A 6239-nucleotide genomic window follows, 5' to 3' on the forward strand; every position below is an offset into this window, starting at 1 on the left:
CCGTGCCCGCCCATCCCCCCGTGGTTGCCCCGAAACAGCCCTGGGAGTGAGGGGGGGTTAGAGGCTGCTGTTTGGATGATGGTTGAAGTGCGATCGCGACTGTTATTGTCTACTAAGAGATATTCTACACTGGCGATCGGATAAGTTTGCGATCGCAGGCACTCGATCAACTCCGGCAAATCCATCTCGCCGTTGTAAACTGGCACAACCACCGAAACTTGCGGTAAAAACCCGTCACTGTTCATTAAATTCTTGTGGAACAGGCCGGAAAGCCTGTTGCTTCAGAAAAACAAGTTTTATACCAGTTTACCTTATTTAACAATTTCTACTGCCGTTCCCTTCTGCACAAACCCATACAACTCCTCAACATCCTTATTTTCCAGCGAAACGCAGCCCAAAGTCCAGTTCGATCGATATTTTATTATATTATCCGAATTAGGAGGAACGCCGTGAATCCCGATTTCGCTGCCCACGCTATCGCCCCAGCCAATTGTACCATTTTGCTTAGCTTTTATATGTTTTCGCCAAGATTGTTTAGTTGGATAATCCAGCCACAGAAACTTTGACCAACTTTCGTGAGGATACATATCTTTAATCCTAAAAACACCTTCCGGCGTCCGCAAATCCCCTGCTTTTAATTTATCACCTGCGGGATTGCCACCAAATACTACAGGATAAGATTTTACTGGCTTTTTGCTATCGTATACAGTCAGCCTGTATTTTGATTTTTCAACTAGGATGGAAATTCTGTTTTTATCTAACTTATCTGGTTCGCCTAAAATGTGTCTTAGCGGCTTGTCGTAGTTTAATAAATTATCGGGCGGGAATTGGGTATGCAAAATATTTAAATCATCAGCCGGACAGTTATTTAAGCAGAAAACGTCTAAAATGTAGGGAATTGGAACAGCATAACCCAGCCTAACGAGGTTCCAGTAAAAAACTAAGCTAGCAGCCAGCAATAGAAGGCTTGTAGATGAAACAGTTCTTCCAATATTGCCCCTGATTTTTTTTATTTCCATTGCATTAACTAGGGATATTATAGATTGTTCGGCGGTTGAAACTGCTACTTACTACAGAAACGAAGTCCCTCTCTAAGAGACTAAGAAATGTGGAACAGTCCAAAAGCGTGTTGCTTTAGCTTTAAACGGGCAAGATGCCTGTTCCACAACTGCATTGAGTTATTGTGGAACAGGCATCTTGCCTGTTTCTTTCCCTTAAACAGGCAAGATGCCTGTTCCACAACTGCATTGAGTTATTGTGGAACAGGCATCTTGCCTGTTTCTTTGAAATAGGAGAAAATATCTCTTGCATCCCCTGCACAATCCGTTACCAAATCCGCGGTTAACTGTTGCTAGTAAACATCAAAATCATTAACACTAACACCCCGTTTGTTAAATAAAAGATGCCAACAACCTGAGTTTCCAACCAGCCGCACAACTCTAAATGATGGTGCAGTGGAGCCATTCTTAACAGACGCTTGCCGATGCCATCCGGGCCTTTTGTAGCTTTGTAATAACCTACTTGAGCAATTACTGACAGCGTTTCAATAAAGAAAATCCCGCTGATAATTAATAATATCCAAAGGCTATTTGTTAATAAAGCTACCGCACCCAACGCACCGCCCAAAGCTAAAGCACCTGTATCGCCCATAAACACCTTGGCTGGATTGCGGTTGTGTGCTAAGAAACCGAAACAACTGCCGCTGATGCAAGCGCAAAATATCATTAATTCTGGCGAAGTTGAGGCTACAGATGCGCCCAATCCCAAAAGTGCGATCGCCCCCAAACCTCCCATCAACCCGTCAACACCATCGGTAATATTAGTAGCATTGCTTTCGGCAACTAGCACAAAACCCGCCAGCGGCCAGAACAGCAAACCTAATGGCAATACCCAACCGAAAGGCAAAGCAACATTCGTAGAAATTGCTGGTTGATGAAACATCAGCCACAGACAAAATAGAGCAGCAAAACTTATTTGCAAAGCCAATTTCATCCGAGGTGAAATACCTTTGTTCGACTTGCGTCGCAGAATTTGCCAGTCATCAATCCAGCCAATGAAACCGTAAGCTAAAGTTAAAGCCGATACGGCAACAACATCTGAGTTAAACTTAGACCAAAGTAAAGCGACTGCTACCCCAGCAGGTATAAAAAAGATGCCTCCCATTGTCGGCGTTCCCGCTTTTTTCAAATGGGCTTGGGGGCCGTCTTCGCGAATTATTTGTCCTGCTTTTAGTTGCTGGAGTAGGGGTACAACTGCATAGCCCAACCCCGACGCAACTAAAGCACAAACAATTAGCGGCATAAATAGCGATGCAGGTAAATTCAAAAATCTATCCGCTGCTACATCTAAACCGATCGCTACAGTGCCTAGCCCCAAACCCAGCAGCAGGAATAAATTCCTGCCCGTAAGTTTGAAAGGCAGACTAAAAGGGATTTTCTCATCCAAAAAGTTATCCATAACACTCCTCACCACACACTATTTGAGAATAAGCAATTGACAATGGGGAATAGGGTGCGATACAGGAGATTGAGAAATCTCTTAGTTTTTCTTCCCTGTTTCCGGTTGATTTCTTCACCCTTTTACCCGTTATTCTTCGCCTACACTCACATCCTCTTCTACTTCCTCTTCTAAATCATCGTAAGGACTGTCGTCAACTGCCATAAGTTCCGAAATTTCTTCTTCGTGCAGATAGTCGGGTTCTTGGACATCCCTTGCTAACAGGCGATTGTTAGATTCCAACCAGTCTAAAAGAGAAGATTGCTGTTTTAATGGAATTACATCCGCAGGTAAATGGCGAGGAATTTGACGCAGAGATGGGTTGTACATGATTATTGGTTTTTAAAGACAAAGACGCGATCGAGTAGAGGTAACGTTTTGCCGACGAACTGCTCCTTTGATCAAGCACTTGCAAATCGGGCATTTAGCAAGGCTAAAGCATTATACCACAGGCACTGTTTGGTTCCGGATCGGGATAAGATGGGAGACCGAAAAGGCGATCGCCCCCAAGCATGGGCATGAGGATAACACTAAAATCCGCTCTTGCCAATCCTTCTTTAGCCGTAAGCATTGTAATCTAAGACGATCGTCTTTAAGATATCGCGGGACAAGTGGCGATCGTATTCTGCAAGCTTCGCTAACGGCAAGGGTTTGATTCACAACAGTCTCCTGGTTTTTCATCAAAGCCTGAGCTCGAATGCCCTCTGCCTTCTTCAGCCAACTCTCAAGCAATAAATCTCAGAATGGATATAACGGCAGCGGTTTTATACAACAAAGAGGGCTACCACACCGGAGGCAAAAAACTTCTGGGGCGTCATTCAGCCGGAGAAGGGTTTCTCAAAAGCTTAGTCCAACACGGAACCGCTGACTCTCTCTACTGTTACGCCGATAGCGAAATAACCTTTAAGGAGTTTTGTTCGCACATCCAACCTTGGCTGCAAAAACCTCGGAAAGTGCGCTGGATTCCGATGGAACGACCGGATTTTCTATCTCAACCGGGCACAATTTACCGACCCGATCCGCTTCTGTCGCAGATGGTGTGGGCGCGCAGATTTGTCGATCAGCGGGCCTACAGCGTTTGCGGCGTTACTCACACGATCGGTACAAAATACATCATGGGGGCGATCGGCGATTTGATAACCGCACCCATGCAGCCTTGGGACGCCCTGATCTGCACCTCTGCAGCCGTGAAAACAGCAGTAGAAGGAGTTATGACGGAGTGGTCTGAATATTTAGCCCAGCGCAACGGCGGTAAACCGGAAATTTTAGTCAAATTGCCGGTTATTCCCCTAGGAGTGGATTGCAGCGCGTTTCCGCAGGGTGTGGAAGCAGTTAATAGTCGCCGGCAACTGCGACAAGAAGTGGGCATTTCTCCCGAAGATATTGTTGTGTTATTTGTCGGTCGATTGATTTTTTCTGCAAAAGCTCATCCGGTACCGATGTACATCGCCCTAGAGGGCGCGGCACAACAGACAAAAGCCAAAATCCACTTAATTCAAGCAGGTTGGATCGAAGATCCGAGAGAAGAACCCGACTTTAAAAATAGCGCGCAAATATTTTGTCCCTCCGTGAATGCTATTTTTTTAGATGGGAGAAAGCCGGAAATTAGAATTAATATTTGGTCGGCGGCCGATATTTTCATTTCGCTTTCGGACAACGTTCAAGAAACCTTTGGGCTAACGCCAATTGAAGCTATGGCGAACGGACTGCCGGCCATAGTCTCCGATTGGAACGGATACAAAGAATCTGTACGCCACGAAATAGACGGCTTCCGCATTCCCACACTCATCCCGCCCCCGGAATCTTGTTTAGATTTAGCCCTAAATTATCTCGACGACAGCTTAAATTGGCCGACTTACATGGGTCACACTTCCCTCGCCACAGCAGTTGACATTGATGCTTGCACCCTGGCGTTGTGCCAATTAATTGAAAACCCCGAATTGAGAAAGCGGATGGGGGAAAATGCCCGACAAAGGGCGTGGGAAATTTATGATTGGAAAGTAGTAATTGCTGCTTACGAACAATTGTGGCGGGAATTAGCAGAAATTCGCCTGGGGGCACCGGAGTCAGCACCTTTAAAACCTGGGAAGCCGCCTTATCCCCTAGGCGACGATCCGTTTCGGGTATTGGGCCATTATGCGACTAGAAGTTTAAGCAATGAGATGATGCTGAGTCTGGGGGCGATCGCCACACCAGAACTGCACAGAGAGTTGCAAACAATTTGGTTTACCCGCTTCGGTCAGGACAGAAGAATCTCTGTTAACATTCAGATGGAGATATTGGATGCGATCGAGCAGGAAGGTGCGATCAGCGTGGGGGAAGTTATCCGACGCTACGTTAAAAACGAGCAAGAATTAGCCGACCTGTATCGGACTTTGCTTTATTTGGTGAAATTTGATATCTTAGTAATTAGTTGTTAAGCTGTCACGCATTTAAATTGCATATTCAGGGCGGGCGAGACGCCCACCCCACAAGAATTATATTGTTTTTTGACATTCTATTTAAATGCACAACAGCTTAATACTCTGCGGACTCGGCGATTAATATCGCTACTACACAAAATTTCCTCCCTCTCGCTTGAGACTGAAGAAAAGAGCGGTCTGACTTTTGCCTCACCTTCGATAATTAATCCGTGTATTCGTGTCAAACTCCGTGTTCTTCCTTCTTAAAAAATCATGCTTAGAAAATCTGCACTCTTAGAGATAATTGCTGGTAAGAATCGAGGTTTGCTGGCTACAGCTAGCGACAAACAAGCGATTTTAAGTGCGATCGCCCAATTGGAAGATTACAACCCCACGCCTCGCCCTGTCGAAGCTGCAGAGCTTTTAAATGGTGATTGGCGGTTATTGTACACCACCAGCCGCGAACTGCTGAATCTGGACAGTTTTCCCTTGGTAAAATTGGGTCAAATTTATCAATCTATCCGCGTCAAAGAATCTAAAATTTACAACATTGGCGAACTTTACGGCTTGCCTTATTTGGAAGGAATTGTCAGTGTGGCGGCGAGATTTGAGCCAACTTCCGAACGGCGAGTGCAGGTGAAGTTTGAGCGGTCTATAGTAGGTTTAAGCAGGTTGATTGGCTATGAATTTCCGGGGAAGTTTATCGATGAGATTGAGTCGGGGAAAAAGTTCGCTGCTGTAGATTTCGGGCTGGATACTCGCGAACAGCAGGGATGGCTTGATATCACTTATTTGGATAAAGATTTGCGGATTGGACGGGGGAATAAAGACAGTGTTTTTGTCTTGACAAAAGAGTGATTTTGTGATGTGTGATTAAGTGCGATCGCTCTTTTACCTGAAATTTGCAATCAGTCTAAAATGATACCGAGAGGAATACAATTATGACATCAACTATCAAAGAAACAATGGGCAAAATTACCACAACGCTGACAATCACGAATCGCCTCGACCAAGGTAAAGCAGAAGATAATCTAATTCCGGCTGACCAAATACGTTCTATTACAATCAAAAATGTGCTGGTAGATACTGGGGCGACTACTTTATGCTTGCCGCAGGATGCGATCGCCCAACTCGGTTTAAAACTCCTGAAAACAGTGCCTGTAGCAACGGCAACAGGCATCGGTACGGCACGCATTTTTGAAGATGCAAAAATTTCATTAATGGGAAGAGACGCGACTTTTGAGTGCATAGAACTGCCCGCAGGAGCCGATCCGTTATTGGGCGTCATCCCGTTAGAAGCATTAGGAATTGAATTAGATTTGCAGAAACAAACACTCGTGC

7 protein-coding genes are annotated in these 6239 nt (G+C 45.2%); 3 read left to right on the plus strand and 4 right to left on the minus strand.

Going from position 1 to position 6239, the window contains the following annotated elements:
* From QUA00_RS29590 to QUA00_RS29605, 4 genes are all read right to left on the minus strand, one after another.
* Window positions 1-245: glycosyltransferase (locus QUA00_RS29590; RefSeq protein WP_333412087.1), on the minus strand; the 245-nt coding region annotated here is incomplete at its 3' end.
* A gap of 66 nt (window positions 246-311) precedes the next feature.
* Window positions 312-1019: a L,D-transpeptidase gene (locus QUA00_RS29595; RefSeq protein ID WP_333309210.1), complete on the minus strand. Its 708-nt coding sequence runs from the start codon at window positions 1017-1019 to the stop codon at window positions 312-314.
* Window positions 1020-1341: 322 nt separating this feature from the next.
* Window positions 1342-2457, minus strand: a complete 1116-nt coding sequence (mraY, locus tag QUA00_RS29600; RefSeq protein WP_333309212.1) for a phospho-N-acetylmuramoyl-pentapeptide-transferase — start codon at window positions 2455-2457, stop codon at window positions 1342-1344.
* Window positions 2458-2586: 129 nt separating this feature from the next.
* A complete protein-coding gene (locus tag QUA00_RS29605; RefSeq protein ID WP_006631296.1) occupies window positions 2587-2826 on the minus strand; it encodes a DUF3134 domain-containing protein in 240 nt (79 codons plus the stop codon).
* 413 nt (window positions 2827-3239) lie between these two features.
* On the opposite strand from QUA00_RS29605, the gene QUA00_RS29610 reads away from it, so the two are divergent.
* From QUA00_RS29610 to QUA00_RS29620, 3 genes are all read left to right on the plus strand, one after another.
* Complete coding sequence (locus QUA00_RS29610) at window positions 3240-4916, plus strand: glycosyltransferase family 4 protein (RefSeq protein WP_333412088.1); 1677 nt, start codon at window positions 3240-3242, stop codon at window positions 4914-4916.
* A gap of 255 nt (window positions 4917-5171) precedes the next feature.
* Complete coding sequence (locus tag QUA00_RS29615) at window positions 5172-5756, plus strand: PAP/fibrillin family protein (RefSeq protein WP_333412089.1); 585 nt, start codon at window positions 5172-5174, stop codon at window positions 5754-5756.
* 83 nt (window positions 5757-5839) lie between these two features.
* Window positions 5840-6239, plus strand: a 400-nt coding sequence (locus QUA00_RS29620; RefSeq protein ID WP_333140537.1) for a retroviral-like aspartic protease family protein, incomplete at its 3' end; no start/stop codon positions are given.

It is taken from the genome of Microcoleus sp. T2B6 (genome assembly GCF_036700475.1).
GTDB lineage: Bacteria > Cyanobacteriota > Cyanobacteriia > Cyanobacteriales > Microcoleaceae > Microcoleus.